We start from the raw sequence: 15841 nt of genomic DNA on the forward strand, positions 1-15841 counted from the left end.
GCAGACGCGCGGGCCCGGACCCAGCGGTCGGACGTTTTACCCGCCCGACTGGTCCAGGTCCCGGTCGCGGACCATGGTGAAGATGGCGATGGACCCGGCCAGCGCGACACACGCCAGCAGCACGTACACCGCGGTCCAGCCGTGCTCGAAACCCAGCACCGCACGGTGGGCGAGCTCCGCGCCTCCCGCATCGCGCACCGAGTCCAGGCGACCTTGGACGACGTCGTCCGCGATCGCCCCACTGTTGGCGACACCGCCCAGTCCCTGGCGTGTGGAGGTGAGCAGCAGTCCGGCCACGCAGGCGACGCCGATCGTCTCGCCCGCCACACGAAGCGTGTTGAACATGCCCGACGCCATGCCACTGCGTTCCGGAGGCACCGAGCTCACCGCCGCGTTGTCCATGACACCAAAGGCCAGGCCGATACCGATGCCAGCCACCAGCAGGGCGGCGAACAGCGCCACACGGGAGGAGACCGGGTCGGTCAGCGTCATCATCAGCAGCAGCGCGGCGGCGAGAACCGCCGGGCCGATGGCGAGCAGCATCCGCACGGACAGCCGTTTGACCAGTGCGCCGGAGAAGAGGGGGAGGATGAACACGGGCAGCGTCAGCGGCAGCAGCATCGCGCCCGACATCGTGGAACTAGCTCCGCCCACGCCCTGGAAGTACGGCGGAAGGTAGACCAAGAGGGCCGCAAACGCGAACACGATGCTCACCGGCTGCCAGATAATCGCGACGAAGGTGGGACGGCGGAGCAGGCTGAGGTCGAACATCGGCTCGGAACTGCGAAGTTCGACAATGACAAATGCCGCCAGGAAGACAGCGGCACCCACGAAGGAGCCGAGCGTCGGCGCCCCGGCCCAGCCGTGGGAGGGGCCCTCGACGAAGCCGAGAGCGAGCAGCATCAGGGCGGCGGTGAAGGTCAGCACGCCGGCGATGTCGATGCGCCGAGCTCCGGGGTTCTTCGACTCCGACAGGGGCCATGCCAGGACCAGGACGACCGCGCCGAGCAGCACGTTGACGAGGAAGACGGCGCGCCAGGACGCCGCCCCCACCAGCAGACCGGAAACGAAGGGGCCCATCGCCAGTCCGAAGCCGATCGAGGCACCGAAGATACCGAAGGCCCGGGCGCGCGCGGGCCCGCTGAAGGTATGGGCGAGCAGAGCCGAACCACTGGTCAGGACCGCTGCGGCACCCATGCCCTGGACAAAGCGCGCCACGTCCACGAGCCAGATGGTCGGTGCCGTGCCCGCGACGAGCGAGGCCAAGGCGAAGATCGTCGTTCCGGTCAGGAACAGGCGGCGGCGCCCGAAGAGGTCGGCGGCGGAGCCGGCGGCGAGCATGAAGGCCGTGAACGCGACGTTGTAGGCGTTGAGTACCCACTGGGTGGACGCGGCGGAGGCGTTCAGCGCCCCCGACATGTCGGCGAGGGCCACCCCGGGACCGGTCACGGAGATCGGCAGCATGACGGCGGCCAGGGCAATGGCCACCAGGACGCGGGTGGGGTTGACCGGAGCCCGGTTCGCGGCACGGAGGTGCGGTTGTTCCGCACCGGCCACGCGGGCACGCGCGTCCCGGGGTCCCGGAGATTCGTGGAGGTCTGGGTCGGTTGGTGCGTTAGCCATCAGCGCGTATTCATCCTGTGATATGAGCTAGGGACGATTCGGGGCGGAGGAGGGTTGGGGCCGCGGCGGTGTGGGACAGCATCGTGCGGGCTAGGACGGGATGGGTGACGCGTCGGCGCACGGTCCGGACGGCCGCTCGACGGAGGGCGGCTCCGCGCTTCGGAGAAGGTCACCGAGTTCGGCGAAGGAGGCGACCTGCGCTTCTATAAAAGGTGCGAACGGTGCGACGTCCTCAGGTGTGAAGACCTCGCCGCGCATCAGGACGGTACGCGCTCCCGCGGTCCTGGCGGCGCGCAGCGCCAGCGGGGAGTCATCCACGAGCATCACCTGCCCGGGATCAGACTCCCCCTGGGAGGACAGAATTGCCGCATAGGAGTGTGAGTCGGCTTTGGAGGCGTGACCGAGCGGAACGAAGTCCTCGGGGTCGAACAGTCCGTCCAGCAGCGACCGGCGCTCGGTGGTGCGGTCCATCGTGGAGAAGACCCGCAGTCTTCTTCCCCGGGCGCGCTGCTCCGCGCAGAAGCGCTCCACGCCCTCGCTCAGGGTCATCGGCCGCCCGTCCGCGGAGATGAGCGACCGCAGCGCCTCGATCTCGGTGTCGAGGTGCCGTTCGATTCCGAGTCCAGCGAACAGCGTGCGCAGGCTTTCGCGTTGCGGGAAGGTGCTAATGGCCTTGAACTGCGCGGCCGTGGCCTCGAAGGGAAACGCCGTGTACCGGTTGATTCCCTCGTGCAGGGCGTGCAGCAGTAGTTCGGAGGCGTTAAGGCTGAGGACTCCGTCGAAGTCCAACAGCAGGGTGTGCGGGGAAGCGACGTGGTCCACGGCGTGACTCCTTGCGAGGATGGGAGGCGGGACTGGGGCCGCCGGGGGCGCCGACCCGCCCCGGGGAGCGTGGCAGGTCGGCAGTCGGGTGGGCTCAACCGCGCCAGACGGAGTGGGCGGCGGCTTCGGTGTCGACCTTGCGCAGGAGCTCCTCGTCGATGGCGTGCAGCGAGTCGACGACGTGGCGGGCTCCGCTCTCACGCATCAGCTGCGGCTGGAAGCTGTGCTCGAAGGAGCTGGGGTGGCCGATGAATGGAATGTCCAGGGCCTTGGCGACCTCGGCGACGCGGGCTACGTCGTCGATGAACAGCACCTGGTCGTACTCCAGCCCGAAGATCTCGGTGGTGATCTCGCGCAGGCCCGGGCGGAAGTCGTTGGTGCAGACGTACCCGGGGTCGTCGAAAAGATCGGTGTGCTCGCCCAGGTAGTGCTCGAAGTGGGCCTTGCTCAGGCCGCCGTAACTGACCGTCTTCAGCCCCAGGGAGCGCAGGCGGCGCAGGAGGTCGATGGCGCCGTCGAGGAGTTGGACCGGGTGGTCGCGGATGTACTCCTCGCGCTCCTTGAAGTAGACGTCGATCGCCTCTTGGGCGGTCCACGGGACACGTGCGGCGTTGGCCATTCCCTGACCGCCCACCAGCTGCGGCTGGGAGAAGATGCTTCGCTCGACATCAGCGGTGTACTCTCCACCGCGGCTGACGATGAAGTTGTAGATGACCGGGCTGAAGGTGTCGTTGAGCAGCACGCCGTCGATGTTGACGGCGGCCAGTTTCAGCTGCTCCAGCTTGTCTGCCATAGGGCTTCCTTGTCACGTACGGGCGGCGCGCGCGGCGCCGGGGAACAGGTCGGGACGCGGGGCCGGTCAGAAGCCGACGGTCGCCATACCGGCGGGGTCGTATCGCTCACCGGACACGGAGGCGCGCGGAACCGCGGCCGACACCGCGGCCAGTTGCTCATCCGTAAGCTTCAGGTCAGCCGCGGCGACGTTCTCGGACAGGTACTTCGTCCGGCGGGTTCCCGGGATGGGGACGATGTCCTCGCCTTGGGCCAGGAGCCAGGCGAGAGCCAGCTGGACCGGGCTGCAGCCGTAACGGTGGGCGAGTTCCCGCACCCGCTCGACCATCCGGACGTTGCGGGCGAGGTGCTCCCCCTGGAAGCGGGGGTGGGAGTGCCGGAAGTCCGTGGGGTCGAGATCCTCGGGGCGGGTGATGGTCCCGGTCAGGAAGCCCCGGCCGACAGGCGAGTAGGCGACGAGCGCGGTGCCCAGATCACGGGCCACGGGCAGGACCTCGTCCTCGACCTCGCGCGTCCACAGCGAGTACTCGGTCTGGAGCGCGGCGATGGGGTGGACGGCGTGTGCTCTGCGCAGCGTCTCGGCGGTCACCTCGGACAGGCCCAGGTGGCCGACCTTGCCCTCCTGAACGAGCTCGGCCATCGCCCCGACCGTCTCCTCGATCGGGACTGCGGGGTTGCGGCGGTGGAGGTAATAGAGGTCGACGTGGTCGACGCCTAGCCGCTGCAGCGAGGCGTCGATGGCGCGGCGGCAGTGCTCGGGGCTGGAGTCGATCTCGCGGCCCAGCCGAGGGTCGTCCTCGTTGCGTTTGAACCCGAATTTGGTCGCCAGAACGACCTCGTCACGGCGCCCGGCGATGGCCCGGCCCACGAGGCGCTCGTTATGTCCCTTTCCGTACATGTCCGCGGTGTCGAGGAAGTTGACCCCGGAGTCGAGCGCCGCCTTGAGGGTTCCCAGGCTCTGCGCTTCGTCGGTCGGCCCGTAGAACTCCGACATTCCCATACAGCCCAGACCAAGGGCGGAGACCAGCGGGCCGTTCCTGCCGATCCTGCGTTTCTGCACTTTTCTCCTCGTGCTCGTTATTGCGCTTGGTTCGCGTTGTTCGGCCCGGCACCCATGCGCACCCCACACCGGTGAGTCACGGTCTCGATGGAATGCCACTCCGGCCACTTTCAATCCTTGCAGGGCCCGCTTCTGCGCCGCTCATTCCGCACTCACGGCGCACGTGAGCCCCCCATGGGCGGGGCGTGGGATTCCAGTGAGAGAAATCGGAGGTGCCATTGCCACAGTGAAATAGCCAACGCGTTCCGGGCAATCCATCGATTGGTTTGCGGGGAGACGTCGGTAACAGCGAGACACGCCCGGGAGGAATGACGCCGTGACGACAGTGGGGGACACGATCAGCACCGTGGAGGCGCTCTTGCGCGCTGACGGAGGCGTCCTATGAGCGGTACGGATCGGGCGGCCGTCGTCGCGGGCCTGGGCGGCTGGGTTCCCCCGGACGTCGTCACCAATGACGCGCTCGCCCAGCGGTTGGACACCTCGGACGAATGGATCCGCAGCAGGACGGGGATCGGCCAGCGGCACATCATCGCCCCGGGCGAATCCTCTGGTGACCTGGCGGTCGAGGCGGGCCGCAGGGCGCTGGAGTCCGCTGGCACAAACCACGCCGACGTCGTTGTGGTCGCGACCAGCACTCCGGACCGCCCTTGTCCCGCCACCGCGCCCGAGGTCGCCAGCCGCCTGGGGCTCACCGGGGTCGGCGCGTTCGACGTCGGTGCCGTGTGCACGGGATTCGTCTACGCGCTGGGGGTCAGTGCCGGGCTCATCGAATCGGGCTTCGCGAGCACCGCCCTGGTCATCGGAGCGGACACGTTCTCCACGATTCTGAACCCCTCCGACCGGGCGACACGGGCGGTATTCGGCGACGGCGCCGGCGCAGTTCTCCTGCGTAGGGGAGCACCCTCGGAATTCGGCGCGCTGAGAGGCCTGCACCTGGGCAGCGATGGGACGCGGAGCCGCCTCATCGAGGTCGCCGCCGGCGGGTCGCGCCAGCGCTCCACCGGACTGCCCCCAGACGAGGCCGACACGTACTTCACGATGGAAGGCCGGGCGGTCTTCGCCGAGGCTGTGCGGCACATGACCTCATCCGTCCAGGCGACGGCCGACCGCCTGGGCTGGGCGTCCGGCGACATCGACAAGGTCGTCCTGCACCAGGCCAACGCCCGCATTCTGGCGGCGATCGCCGAACGCATCGGCGTGGGGCCGGAGCGGTTCCCCTCCAACATCGACCGGGTGGGGAACACGGTGGCCGCGTCGATTCCCCTCGTGCTCGCCGATGCGAATTCCTCGGGCGAACTCCGGGCAGGACAGAAAGTCGTGCTCGGCGGATTCGGCGGTGGACTCTCGTGGGGTTCGGTCGGCCTTATCTGGCCGGATATTTCCACGCCCTGAACCGCCGCAAGGGTTCGTCGAATTTAGAAATTTTCGAATTCACGATTTCCTTCACCCAAAACAACCCACCAGGAGTGACAATCATGCAGGAAATCACCAAGCGAGTCTCGACCGTCCTCTCGGACCAGTTCAAGGTCAAGATGGACACCATAACGGCCGACGTGGAACTCGGCGCGCTGTCGTTCGACTCCCTCATGCTGATCGAGCTGGGCCTGGTCCTCGACAAGGAGTTCGGGGTGGCGATCGGCGACGGTGAGCTTACCGAGGAGCACACCATCGACGACCTCGTCGAGCTCCTGGCGTCCAAGGGAGCGACGGCCTGATGGCGGTGAACAGCGGCGACATCGCCGTCACCGGCCTCGGCCTGGTCACTCCCGCCGGGATCGGTGTGGGGGAGAACTGGGAGCGGGTGCTGTCGGGGAGGTCCTGCGCGACACCGGATGACACACTCGGCGATTTGTCGGTCGACTTCTCCTGCAGAGTGCCGGGGTTCGACGCGGCTGAGCTGCTGGGGGGATTCGCCTCCTGGCAACTGGAGCGCTTCGTGCAACTGGCCCTCGTCGCCTCCCGCATGGCGGTCGATGACGCCGGGTGGGATCCGACGTCGTGGGACGGCACCCGGGTGGGGGTGGTGCTCGGCAACTCGCTCGGCGGAGCGGCTGCGTTCGAGGAGCAGCACGACGCGCTTCGCGACAGCGGACCGGCGAAGGTCTCCCCTCTCTTGGTGACCAAGTACATGCCGAACATGGCCGCCGGATACGTGGCGATGGACTGCGGAGCCCTGGGGCCCAGTCTGGTCACCGCCACCGCCTGCGCGTCAGGGGCGACGGCCGTGGGCACGGCGCGAGACCTGCTGCGGGACGGGGTCTGCGACATCGTCCTCGCGGGTGCGAGCGAGTCCGCGCTCACCCCGACGGTGATGGCGGGGCTGTGCAAGATGGGCGCCCTGTCCAAGTCGCGGGACGCGCCCGAGCATGCCAGTAAGCCCTTCGACGCCGAGCGGAACGGATTCGTCGCCGCGGAGGCGGCCGGTGTGCTGGTCCTTGAGCGAACGGCCGATGCCCGGGCCAGGGGCGCGGCGATCCGCGCGACCGTCAGCGGGTACGGGGCCTCCTCCGATGCCCACCACGCCACCGCCCCTGACCCTGGCGGGCAGGGCATCGAGCGGGCGCTCCGTGCCGCCCTGGCGGACGCCGGGGTGGAGCCGGACGAGGTCGACCACGTCAACGCGCACGGCACCGCGACCCCGATAAACGACCTCGTCGAGGGGCAAATGCTGAGCCGTGTACTGAGCCGAGGGCCCGCTGTCACCTCGACCAAAGGCGTCACCGGGCACGCGCTGGCGGCGGCGGGCGCGATCGAGGCCGCCTACACGGTGCTGGCAGCGCAGCACGGGGTCGTGCCGCCGACGGCGAACCTGAAAAACCTCGACCCCGCGCTCAGCTTGGACGTCGTCGCTGGGGAGGCGCGCACGGCCCGGGTGAACGTGGCCGTCAGTACGTCTCTGGGGTTCGGCGGCCACAACGCCGCCCTCGTATTCACGCCGGCGTAGCGGCCGGGATCCCACCCCGGTCCCCGGACCGGGAATCGCGCACGGCGCCCCGATGGCCCGGGCGCGCGAAAGGAGGAGTCGATGAACCGCTCGGTTTTCGTCACTGGAGGCAACCGCGGAATCGGTCTGGCTGTAGCCCGGGCCTTCGCCGCGGACGGGGACAAGGTCGCTGTGTGCCACCGGTCCGGCAATCCGCCCGAGGGGTTGTTCGGGGTCACGGCCGATGTCACCAAGCCCACGGAGGTCGAACGCGCCGTGCGGGAGGCGGAAGCCGAGCACGGATCGGTGGAGGTGCTCGTAGCCAACGCCGGGATCACCCAGGACACCCCGCTCCTCCGGATGAGTGACCAGCAGTTCGAGGACGTCCTGGCAACCAACCTGACCGGGGCGTTCAACACGGTCCGCACAGCGGTGCGAAGCATGCTTCCCGGGCGGAGGGGGCGCGTGATCCTGCTCTCGTCGGCCCTCGGTTTCCTCGGAGCGCCGGGCCAGACCAATTACGCGGCTTCCAAGGCCGGGTTGATGGGGCTGGCCCGCTCCCTGGCATGGGAACTGGGAGACCGAGGCATCACTGTGAACGCCGTGGCACCCGGCATCATCTCCACCGACATGACCGCCGCTCTATCGGAGCGACGCATGGACGACGTCATGCGAATGACCCCGCTAGGACGCCCCGGAACGGTCGACGAGGTGGTCGCCGCGATCCGGTTCCTGGCCAGTGAGGACGCCAGTTACATCACCGGCGCGGTACTTCCGGTCAGCGGCGGGCTGGGCATGGGGCACTGATGTCGACCCAGGCGCACCGCTACGAAAGGAGAACGGGAGAGTGCCACCGATGACGGAAGTGAACACCGCGCCACTCGACGCGCCCCGCAGTACAGTCGAGGAGTCCTCACTACGAGATCGGGCGCGAGAGCTCCACGCCCTGAAGCGCTCGGTCGACGAAGGCGACCCGGCGGCGGCCGAGCGGCAGCACGCCAAAGGCAAGCTGACCGTGCGCGAACGCTTGCACCTGCTGCTGGATGAGGACTCCTTCACTGAGATCGAGCCCCTGCGCCGCCACCGGGCGACCGGGTTCGGGCTAGAGGCGCGCCGTCCGCACACCGACGGTGTCGTCACGGGATGGGGCACGGTCCACGGTCGCCAGGTCTTCGTGTACGCGCATGACTTCCGTATCTTCGGCGGGGCCCTCGGCGAGTCGCACGCCGAGAAGATCCACAAGGTCATGGACCTGGCGATCGCGGCCGGAGCACCCCTGGTATCGCTTAACGACGGCGCGGGGGCGCGTATCCAGGAGGGAGTCTCGGCGCTGGCCGGGTACGGCGGTATCTTCCAGCGCAATACCAGAGCCTCGGGCGTCATCCCGCAGATCTCGGTGATGCTCGGTCCGTGCGCCGGGGGTGCGGCCTACTCCCCGGCGCTGACGGACTTCGTCTTCATGGTCCGTGACACGTCGCAGATGTTCATCACCGGCCCTGACGTGGTGCGCGCCGTGACCGGAGAGGAAATGACGCAGAACGGCCTGGGCGGCGCCGACGTGCACGCCGAGACCTCCGGTGTCGCCCACTTCGCCTATGACGACGAGGAGACCTGCTTGGAGGAGGTGCGGTATTTGCTGTCCCTGCTCCCGGCGAACAACCGCGAACTGCCCCCGCGTGAACCCGCCGACGATCCCGCGGGGCGGCGGTGCGAAGCTCTCTCGGACCTGGTCCCCATCAGGGGCAACCAGGCGTACGACGTGCGCCGGGTCATCGAGGACGTCGTCGACGAGCACGAGTACCTGGAAGTCCACGAGCGGTGGGCGCCCAACGTGGTATGCGCTCTTGCGCGCCTGGACGGCGGGGTCGTGGGCATCGTCGCGAACCAGCCCGCGAGCATGGCGGGGGTCCTCGACATCCACTCCTCGGAGAAGGCCGCCCGTTTCGTGCAGATGTGCGACGCCTTCAGCATCCCCCTGGTGACCCTTCTCGACGTCCCCGGATTCCTTCCGGGCGTCGACCAGGAACACGGCGGCATCATCCGGCACGGCGCCAAGCTCCTCTACGCCTACTGCAACGCCACGGTGCCCCGCATATCGGTGGTCCTGCGCAAGGCGTACGGGGGAGCATACATCGTCATGGACTCGCGCTCGGTCGGCGCTGACCTCGCGTTCGCGTGGCCCGGCAACGAGATCGCGGTCATGGGGGCCGAGGGCGCGGCCAACGTCATCTTCCGTAGGCAAATCGCCGCCGCTGATGACCCCGACGCCATGCGCGAGCTCATGGTCAAGGAGTACAAGGCGGAACTGATGCACCCCTACTACGCCGCGGAGCGGGGACTGGTCGACGATGTCATCGACCCCGCGGATACCCGCTCCGTCCTGATCCGCTCGCTGGCGATGCTGCGCGCCAAGCACGCGGATCTGCCGTCGCGCAAGCACGGGAACCCTCCGACATGACGACCGAGGCGTCCCTGGTGGTGGCCCGGGGAAACCCGGATGAGGCCGAGTTGGCCGTCTTGACCGTCGTCCTGACCGCGGCTCTCAGGCGCGGCGCCGCCGGGGCGCCGCCCCCTCCTGCTCCCGCACCGTGGAAGGACCCCCGACGATCGCGCTGCCAATCCGCGGGCTCCTGGCGGCGCCGGGGCACCTGACCACCACCGTCGCGGCACCGTGCCCCCGTGCCGTCCACTGTCGATCCGTCACCGCGAGCCCAAGAGCCCCCGGAGCACCGCCCACATGACGTCGCACCCGACCCGCTGGACAGAAGTACTGCGCCCCGCGCCGCGACCCGACTGCCGTCTCGTCGTCTTCCCGCATGCGGGCTCATGTGCCTCCCGCTACAGGGAGCTCGTGTCCGACCTGCCGGAGGAGGTGGAGACGATCGGTGTGTCCCTCCCCGGGAGGGACAGGCGCGCGGGAGAGCGGCCACACACCACGCTGGCCGCCGCGGTGGCGGCAATCAGCACCGAACTGCACGCGTTCCCGCCCCGTTCGACCGTCTTTTACGGGCACAGCCTGGGGGCGCTCCTGGCCCTCGCCACCGCACACGTCAGCCCCTGTAACGGCGTGGTGGCCAGCTGCTCGATGCCGGGCACGCGGGGCCACCCGGATCCGGCGCGGGTGTCGTCTCCCGAGGGGGTGGCCGAGATCTTCGCTCTGCACAAGCTGCCTGGCGACGCACTGGAGGCTCCCGGCCTCAGCCCCCCGCAGCGAGCCCTGGCCCACGACCTGGCGCTCACCGCGGAGTCGCTACGGGCGGTCGATCACCTACGCCTCGCCGTGCCGCTGACGGCGCTGGCCGGAACGGATGACCCCCTCATCGACCCGGGCGTACTGCCGCTCTGGGCCGCCTTCACGTCCGGCAGGTTCCGCGGACGGCGCGTCGATGGCGGACACTTCTTCCCGTTCGCCCCGTTCGGACGCTCCGTCGTTGTCGACGAGCTCCGCGCCCTCATCGCGACCGCGCGGTCGGGGAGTGGCGCACCCCCACTTCCCGACCGGCTCCCGATCGGCCCGGTCAGGTCCTGACCAGCTCCGCCCTGCCCGAAACCCGCTGCTTCAGGGCTTCGTCGAAGCCGGCGTCGCAGCTCAGGACCTGCTGTTGCAGGCTCCGCAGCCGCGGCGAGGGCTCCAACCCGAGTTCGTCGATCATCGCGACGCGCAGCTCCTGGTAGACGGAGAGTGCGTCGTTGCGCCGACCGGAGAGGCAGAGGGCCAGGATCAGGTATTCGTACAGCACCTCGTCGTACGGGCTGAGCGCCGCCAGCGCGTGCAGCTCGCCGATAACTTCGGTGTACCTGCGCAGCTGGAGATCCAACGCAACGCGCTGCATCAGGATCGACTTGCGTTCCTCCTCAAGCCGCAGCACGTGCGACTGGAGTACCGGACCGGCCGGGACATCGGCCAGCGGCGCGTCCCGCCACAGGCTCAGAGCGTTGTTCAGCTGGGCTGAGGCCTCCGCCAAGTCGCCCCCGGCCTCCGCCCGCCCCGCCGCGGCGACGAGTCCGCGGTGGCGTGACACATCGAAATGATCTCCAGGGACGGCCAGCCGATACCCCGTGGGCTCGGTGATCAGCACCTTCTTCGGGAGGGGACACGCGGAGTCCCGCTCCTGGGCCTGGCCTAGGCACTTGCGAATCTGCATCACGCAGTTCTGGATCCCGGTGGACGAGCTCATGGGCACGTCCAGCCCCCACAGCTCGCGCTCGATGGTCGCACGCTGCACCACCCGGTCACGGTTCAGGACGAGCAGGGCCAAGAGCTTCTTGGCCTTCAGCGGCGTCGGAACCACTGGCACATCGCCCACCGTCACACGCAGAGGGCCCAGCACTCGAACGATCATCCGTCCTCCTCTCTCGCCAGCGGACGGACACCAACGAGCCAGCATCGCGTCCATACACACTCGCGCTGATCAAATTATGGACAACAGTACATTAATAAGCTCCAGAACATCCATCAATCAAAAATGAACCGTGGATCCACCAACCCCCGCTCCACCGAAACCCCTCTCCATGGAGCCATTCACCTGGCAAAACAAAGCATCGTGACACCCTGCTGACTTCGGCCACACACAGAGCTACTGGACACCAAAGTTGTTCTTCGGTTTACTTTTGAATCCTGAGCTAGGCACATGAGGGGTTCGTGAAGCACAGCGACATGTCCGAGATCGCCGTAGTCGGTATGGGATGCAGGTTTCCTCGCGCGAACGGAGTCAGCGAGCTCTGGGACCTGCTGGAAGAGAACATCGACGCCGTCACACTCGTCCCGGAAGACCGCTTCGACGTCCGGTCACACCACACCACCTCCCCGGGCGAACCAGGCAGGACCGTCTCCCAACACGGGGGATTCATCGACGACCTGTACGGCTTCGACGCCGGCTTCTTCGGGATCTCCCCACGTGAAGCACAGACCATGGACCCGCAGCAGCGGCTCCTCCTGCACGTCGCGTGGGAAGCCCTGGAAGACGCCGGGATCGTCCCGTCGTCTCTGGCAGGCAGCCGCACGGGCGTCTTCGTGGGGCAGGCGACTTCCGACTACGCGGACGTCGCCGACCCCGCCGTGACCCAGGATGTGCACGGCATGGTGGGAAGCCGTCTGAGAGCGGTGACCGCGGGACGCGTCTCGTTCGCGCTCGACCTTCGCGGGCCGAGCCTGATGGTGGACACCGCCTGCTCCTCGTCACTTGTGGCGGTGCACATGGCCCGGCAGAGTCTGCTGACCGGCGAGAGCGACCTCGCCATCGCGGGGGGCGTCAACGCCGTGCTCTCGCCATCCGACGCAATCGCCTACTCCCAGGGGGAGATGCTCTCACCGGACGGCCGCTGCAAGTTCGCGGACAACTCCGCCAACGGCTTCGTCCGCAGCGAGGGGGTCGGCGCCGTCGTTCTCAAGCGCCTTTCCGACGCGGTGCGTGATGGTGACCCCGTCCTGGCCGTGCTCCGCGGCAGCGCGGTGACCAACGACGGCAAGGGCAGTGGGCTGCTGCTGAAACCGGCGGTGTCCGGACAGGTCGAGATGGTCCGCGCGGCGTGCCAGGGCGCCGGCGTCACTCCGGCGCAGCTGGACTACGTCGAAGCGCACGGCACCGGTACCCAGGTCGGCGACGACGTGGAACTGCGGGCTCTCGCCGAGGCCGTGCGGTCGGACGGCCACTCCTCCCGACCGCTGCGAGTCGGCTCCATCAAGAGCAACATCGGCCATACCGAGGCCACCGCGGGGATCGCCGGGCTGATCAAGGCGGTTCTGATTGCCCAGCACCGCATTATTCCGGCGTCCCTGCACCTGAGCAGTCCCCACCCCCTGCTCACCGACAGCACGGTCCCCATCGACGGCGTCACGCACAACACCCCGGTGGAGCCAGCGGGGCCGGCCGCCGTCCTGGGCGTCAGCTCCTTCGGCCTCTCGGGAACCAACGCCCATGTGATCGTCGGCGAGTACGTGCCCGACGCTGCCTCCGAGGCGCCGCCACGGAAGCCTGACGACCGCACTACGCCCTCTCTGCTTGTTCTCAGCGCGCGGACTTCCGTGTCCCTGCGTCGACTGGCCGAACGCTACGCCGCGTTCCTTGAGCCCGCGGGCACGGGACGCGACGTCGCGCTGGACGACATCTGCCATGCCGCCGCCCGGCGCCGTGAGGCCCATCCGTACCGCCTCTGGTCGGTGGGGCGAACGCACGACGAGCTCGCCGCCACACTGCGCGCCTTGGCCGCCGGCGAAGAGGTCCCGGACGGCGGCGTCGGACGCGCCCCGTGCGGCGAGGACCGCAAGGTCGCCTTCGTTTTCCCTGGACAGGGCTCGCAGTGGATCGGCATGGGGCAGCGTCTACTCGCCACGGACGCGGCGTTTCGCCGGGTCATGTCCGAATGTGACGCCGCCATCGACGAAGAGCTGGGCTGGTCGGTCGTCGAGTTGCTGACAACCGGCGGCGAGGAGTGTCCCTCCGACGTAGCGGTGGTACAGCCTCTGCTGTGGGCCATGGAGGTGTCGCTGGCCGCCCTGTTACGGGACAAGGGAATCGATCCGGACTTGTGCCTGGGGCACAGCATGGGAGAGGCCGCGGCCGCCTGCGTGGCGGGAGGACTGTCGCTTCGCGACGCGGCCGCGGTCATCTGCCGGAGGAGCAGGCTGATGCGGCGGCTCGCGGGGCACGGGGCGATGCTCGCCGTTGAACTCGGTGCCGATGAGGCGGCCAGGTCGGCAGCGCCCTATGGTGACATCGTGGGCGTCGCCGCCGAGAACGCACCGCGTCTCACCGTCCTCGCCGGCGATCCCGAAGCGCTGCGACGCCTGGCCGAGAGGTTCGAGGACGCGGGGGTGTGGTGCCGCTTCGTCAAGGTGAACGTGGCCTCGCACTCCCCCGGAGTGGAAGAGCTACGCGGATCGCTGCTCGCGGATCTGGGCGACCTCGCTCCCGTACCATCGGAGATCCAGATGTTCTCCTCCGCGTGGTGCGCGCCGCTCCAGGGGACCGAGCTGGACGCCGCCTACTGGATGGACAACCTCCGCGAACGCGTGCGTTTCGTCGAGGCGGTCCAGACGATCGCCAAGGAGGAGACGGTCTTCGTCGAGGTCAGCCCGCACCCTGTGCTGGTCCAGTCTGTGGCGGCGATCCTGGACGAACAGGGGGCTCCGCCCTCCGCGGTGGCGACCCTGAAACGCCAGCAGGACGAGTACGAGAACATTGCGCGGGCGCTGGGCCGGGTGTTCGCCCACGGCGGCCGAGTCGACTGGGGCCGCTGGTTCTCGGGTCCCGTGCCGCGGGTGCGCCTGCCGCTGTACGCCTGGGACACGCAGCAGTTCAAACGGGAGCCCGTCCGGACCCCTGCTGCGACGCCGCAGCTGCTCAGCGAGATCAGCCTGCGCGAACTGGGACTGGACGACTTTGGCGCCGGGGTGCACGCGCGCGGCGGAACGATCGTGCCGCCGGTGGTCTACGTCGTGGCCGTTCTCCGTACGGCGCGTGAACTCGTGGGGACCGGAACGTGCGTCCTGGAAGATGTGGAAATCGGCGATCACCCTCTGGACCTGATGCGCAGCCGCGATGCCGCCGTTCGGGTCACACTCACGCCCACGGCTCGGCAGGGGGTGTTCCTTTTCGAGGCCACCGCGCGGCCGGCTGCGAACGGGGCGCATGCGGGGCCGCCGTGCCTGTCGGGCAGGGTCCGCCTGACGGACACAGGAGGAGGTGCGTCACACGGCACCACAACGGCGGGGGAGGACAAGGCACGGCACGGCCTCCGGCTGCTGGACTCCTACCTGACGCGGTGCACGGAATACGTACCCGCGGCGGAGTTCTACCGTCGAACCGAGGCAAGCGGATACACCATTGACCACGCTCTGCGCACCGTCGCCCAGCTGTGGCGGGGGGATAGGCAGGCCGTCGCGCGCATGTCCCCCTTCAGCGGCGCGAGGGCGGCGGCGCTGGAGGCGGGTCTGCTGGTACTGCTCGCGGCATGGCCGCACTCTCCGGATCGCGCTGCCGCGGCCTCCGCGTACGTGCCCGTCTCGTTCGGACATGTTCGAATCACCGATGAGGCCGACGTGAACCAATGCCACTGGGTCATGGCCCGCTTCACCCCGGAGGGAGGCGTGACGGCCGCACCAGAGTACGCGCACTGCGATGTCGCTCTGATGGCCGCGAACGGGAAGCCGCTGGCGGAGTTCCGCGATGTCAAGATGCGCCGAATGGCAGGTGCGGCCGGTACGGCACCGGTCGCGCTCGTTCCGGCTGCCGCCGCGCCGACCAGCACCATGTGGCCGATGCCCGACATGCCACGGCGGGACGCCCCGGCCCCCGCCGTCCCAGCGCCCCGGCAGGCGATGGACTCTCCGAGCTCCGCCGTGGATTGCCCGCCCACGGCGCGCACGCCGGATGATGTCCTGAAGCAGGTCGCCACGGTTCTCGGCGTTTCGGTGTCCCGCATCGACCCTGGCCAGCCACTGCGTGCTCTTGGCCTGGACTCGCTCCTGGCCACGGAGCTCAAGGTGTGCCTGCACCGATCCCTCGGAATAGCGGTGAGCCCCCAGCGCCTGCTGGGCGGCGAGCCGGTGGGGGACATCATCCACTCTCTCGCGGATCAGGGCAGGTGACTCGTGCCCCGGACGACGACTGGCACGTGGC

The 15841-nt window shown here is 68.8% G+C and carries 13 protein-coding genes; 8 read left to right on the plus strand and 5 right to left on the minus strand.

Features of this window, described 5'->3' with window-relative positions; translation table 11 throughout:
• Window positions 1-36 precede the first annotated feature (36 nt).
• From ABD259_RS23150 to ABD259_RS23165, 4 genes are all read right to left on the minus strand, one after another.
• Window positions 37-1557, minus strand: a complete 1521-nt coding sequence (locus ABD259_RS23150) for an MFS transporter (protein ID WP_344165264.1) — start codon at window positions 1555-1557, stop codon at window positions 37-39.
• A gap of 156 nt (window positions 1558-1713) precedes the next feature.
• Window positions 1714-2445, minus strand: coding sequence for an HAD family hydrolase (locus tag ABD259_RS23155; protein WP_344165265.1), 732 nt, complete (start codon window positions 2443-2445; stop codon window positions 1714-1716).
• 94 nt (window positions 2446-2539) lie between these two features.
• A complete protein-coding gene (locus ABD259_RS23160; protein ID WP_344165266.1) occupies window positions 2540-3238 on the minus strand; it encodes an HAD family phosphatase in 699 nt (232 codons plus the stop codon).
• Between the two features lie 66 nt (window positions 3239-3304).
• Window positions 3305-4297, minus strand: coding sequence for an aldo/keto reductase (locus ABD259_RS23165; protein ID WP_344165267.1), 993 nt, complete (start codon window positions 4295-4297; stop codon window positions 3305-3307).
• 381 nt (window positions 4298-4678) lie between these two features.
• On the opposite strand from ABD259_RS23165, the gene ABD259_RS23170 reads away from it, so the two are divergent.
• The 7 genes from ABD259_RS23170 (at window position 4679) to ABD259_RS23200 (ending at window position 10749) form a co-directional block, all read left to right on the plus strand.
• Window positions 4679-5689: a beta-ketoacyl-ACP synthase III gene (locus ABD259_RS23170; protein WP_344165268.1), complete on the plus strand. Its 1011-nt coding sequence runs from the start codon at window positions 4679-4681 to the stop codon at window positions 5687-5689.
• Window positions 5690-5772: 83 nt separating this feature from the next.
• Window positions 5773-6012, plus strand: a complete 240-nt coding sequence (locus ABD259_RS23175; RefSeq protein ID WP_344107370.1) for an acyl carrier protein — start codon at window positions 5773-5775, stop codon at window positions 6010-6012.
• Window positions 6012-7241 (plus strand): beta-ketoacyl-[acyl-carrier-protein] synthase family protein, encoded by a 1230-nt coding sequence (locus tag ABD259_RS23180; protein ID WP_344165269.1) that lies wholly within the window; start codon window positions 6012-6014, stop codon window positions 7239-7241. Before ABD259_RS23175 ends, ABD259_RS23180 begins: the two co-directional genes overlap by 1 nt.
• An 81-nt stretch (window positions 7242-7322) precedes the next feature.
• Window positions 7323-8027 (plus strand): 3-oxoacyl-ACP reductase FabG, encoded by a 705-nt coding sequence (gene fabG / locus ABD259_RS23185; RefSeq protein ID WP_344107366.1) that lies wholly within the window; start codon window positions 7323-7325, stop codon window positions 8025-8027.
• 49 nt (window positions 8028-8076) lie between these two features.
• Entirely contained in the window at window positions 8077-9678 is a 1602-nt protein-coding gene (locus ABD259_RS23190) for an acyl-CoA carboxylase subunit beta (RefSeq protein ID WP_344165270.1), read from the plus strand.
• A complete protein-coding gene (locus tag ABD259_RS23195) occupies window positions 9675-9872 on the plus strand; it encodes an acyl-CoA carboxylase subunit epsilon (RefSeq protein ID WP_344165271.1) in 198 nt (65 codons plus the stop codon). The genes ABD259_RS23190 and ABD259_RS23195 overlap by 4 nt, the downstream gene beginning before the upstream one ends.
• Window positions 9873-9957: 85 nt before the next feature.
• Window positions 9958-10749, plus strand: a complete 792-nt coding sequence (locus ABD259_RS23200) for a thioesterase II family protein (RefSeq protein WP_344165272.1) — start codon at window positions 9958-9960, stop codon at window positions 10747-10749.
• Here the strand turns inward: ABD259_RS23200 and ABD259_RS23205 are convergent.
• The gene (locus ABD259_RS23205) at window positions 10739-11563 is read right to left on the minus strand and encodes an AfsR/SARP family transcriptional regulator (protein WP_344165273.1); all 825 of its coding nucleotides are present in this window, start codon (window positions 11561-11563) and stop codon (window positions 10739-10741) included. The two genes, ABD259_RS23200 and ABD259_RS23205, sit on opposite strands and share 11 nt — an antisense overlap.
• Before the next feature lie 299 nt (window positions 11564-11862).
• On the opposite strand from ABD259_RS23205, the gene ABD259_RS23210 reads away from it, so the two are divergent.
• Window positions 11863-15810: a type I polyketide synthase gene (locus ABD259_RS23210; protein ID WP_344165274.1), complete on the plus strand. Its 3948-nt coding sequence runs from the start codon at window positions 11863-11865 to the stop codon at window positions 15808-15810.
• The last annotated feature ends 31 nt before the right edge of the window (window positions 15811-15841 follow it).

This window comes from Nocardiopsis rhodophaea (assembly GCF_039530945.1).
GTDB classification, from domain to species: domain Bacteria; phylum Actinomycetota; class Actinomycetes; order Streptosporangiales; family Streptosporangiaceae; genus Nocardiopsis_C; species Nocardiopsis_C rhodophaea.